Annotated in this window: 1 protein-coding gene; it reads left to right on the top strand. The window is 47.6% G+C overall.

The genetic code is table 11. From position 1 onward, the window contains the following. A partial coding sequence (gene polA / locus B3O33_RS07000; protein ID WP_292363274.1) for a DNA polymerase I occupies nucleotides 1-1,909 on the top strand: 1,909 nt, incomplete at its 5' end. Nucleotides 1,910-2,503 lie beyond the last annotated feature (594 nt).

Below are 2,503 nucleotides of genomic sequence, written 5' to 3'. Positions count from 1 at the left end.
TTATCGTCGTTACGAATTTAAAAGCTGGTTACAGGAATTAGACTCTGCGCCTGTTGCTGCGGCTTCGACAAAAACGGATGAACCTGCCACCAGCAATGAAACCTATTACGAAACCATTCTGACACAGCAACAGCTGGATAAATGGCTGGCAAGACTCAAAAAAGCCGAATTGTTTGCCTTTGATACCGAAACCACCAGCCTCAATTATCTGCAGGCACGTATCGTCGGTATGTCATTTGCCATTCAAGCGGGTGAAGCCGCTTATCTGCCGCTGGCACATGATTATCCAGGCGCACCGCAACAATTGGATTTTGATGCCACATTGGCGTTGATCAAACCGTTGCTCGAAGATCCCAAGGCGCTGAAAGTCGGGCAAAACCTGAAATACGATCGACATATTCTGCTCAATCATGGCATTGATTTGCAGGGCATTGCCCATGACACCATGTTGCAGTCCTATGTGCTCGACAGCACCGCCACTCGTCATGATATGGATTCACTGGCAGAAAAATATCTGAATCGCAGCACCATTCATTTTGAAGACATTGCCGGTAAAGGCAAAAAACAACTGACCTTTAATGAAATCGGTTTGGAAGAAGCCGCGCCGTATGCCTGTGAAGATGCCGATATCACCTTGCAGCTGCATCACATCTTGTGGCCAAAAGTGCAGGCCATTCCGTCGCTGGAAAAAGTATATCGTGAACTGGAAATGCCGCTGCTGCCGGTGTTGAATACACTGGAACGCAATGGTGTGCATATCGATATCTTTATGCTGCAACAGCAAAGCGATGCCTTGGCACATGATATCGACCGGCTGGAAAAAGAAGCGCATGTTTCTGCTGGCACCAAATTCAATCTGGGATCGCCCAAGCAATTACAGGAAATTCTCTACGACCAGCAACAATTGCCTGTTCGTAAAAAAACGCCCAAAGGCCAACCATCGACTGCAGAAAATGTGCTGCAAGAATTGGCGGATGATGGTTATGAATTGCCGCAAATCATTATGAATTACCGCAGTTTAAGTAAGCTCAAATCCACCTACACCGACAAACTGCCGCAGCAGGTCAATCAGCAGACTGGCCGCGTACATACCTCCTATCATCAGGCGGTGACTGCGACCGGAAGATTATCTTCTTCCGATCCGAATTTACAGAATATTCCGATTCGCACTGAAACCGGTCGTAAAATCCGTGAAGCGTTTGTGGCTGGGAAAGGTGCCAAGATCCTGGCAGCCGATTATTCACAAATTGAATTACGCATCATGGCGCATTTATCCGGCGATAAAAGCCTGTTGACCGCGTTTGCCGAAGGTGAAGATATCCATCGCCATACGGCTTCTGAAATCTTCGGTGTGGAACCGGAAAACGTCACAGGTGATCAACGTCGCAGTGCCAAAGCCATCAACTTTGGTCTGATTTACGGTATGTCTGCCCATGGTCTGTCGAAACAACTCGGTATCGAACGTCATCAGGCTGCCAAATATATGGAAACCTATTTCGAACGCTATCCCGGCGTAAGAAACTACATGGACAACACCCGCGAACAGGCCAAAAAAGACGGTTACGTTGAAACCATTTTCGGCCGGCGTTTATATCTACCAGAAATCAACTCCAGCAACGGCCTGCGTCGCCAGTACGCGGAACGCACCGCCATTAACGCCCCAATGCAGGGCAGTGCTGCAGACATTATCAAGCGCGCAATGATTTCCATTCATGACTGGCTGCTCGAAGCCGATACCGGCATCCGTATGATTATGCAGGTACATGATGAATTGGTATTTGAAGTACCCGAGGATCAGCTTGATTTGGCTAAAACTGAAATCGAGCAGTTTATGATTAAAGCTGCAGAACTTGCCGTACCGTTAGAAGTTGGTATTGGAGTTGGGGATAATTGGGAACAGGCGCATTAGCTGGATTATTAACCACAGAGACACAGAGACACAGAGACACAGAGACACAGAGGACACTGAGACTTTAAAAGATTTTATCCGCAGATTACGCAGATAGGCGCAGCTCCCAAAGGCTTTCCTTGAATCCCCTTTTGTGTTGGGGGATAAAATGGTTATCGCAGGATTAGAAATCGGAATGTTTGAGCGAAGCGACAAATTTGTCTGGAACAAATTTGGACGCCGGAGGCGCCCGAAGGCGAAATTATGCTCTTAGTTTCATTCCTCAAATTAAGATTTATGTCGCTCTCGCGAGTCAGGGGCTTGCGTGCCCAAGCCCCTAACAACCCAAGGGCCCCCCTTGAACTGGCCTGCGGCTCCACTGCGTTGTGTTTTTTGTCAGGGAGTCTTACCAAACTCGCTGCGCTCAAACAGGTAAGCCTCAATTTCCTGACAAAAAGCCGCTACTCGTCAGTTCAAAAGGGGATTTAGGGCATAACCATTGAGCTCTGTGCCTGTATCAATTTATATTTTTTTATGTTTCTCTCTAAAAATCTGCGCCCATCTGCGTAATCTGCGGATAGATTTTTAAGAACCTCCGTGCCCTCTGTGCCTCTG

The organism is Methylophaga sp. UBA1464, from assembly GCF_002325665.1.
In the GTDB taxonomy this organism is placed as follows: Bacteria; Pseudomonadota; Gammaproteobacteria; order Nitrosococcales; family Methylophagaceae; genus Methylophaga.
Note: the sequence above shows the minus strand (reverse complement) of the source record. Positions and strands in the feature narration are given on the sequence as shown.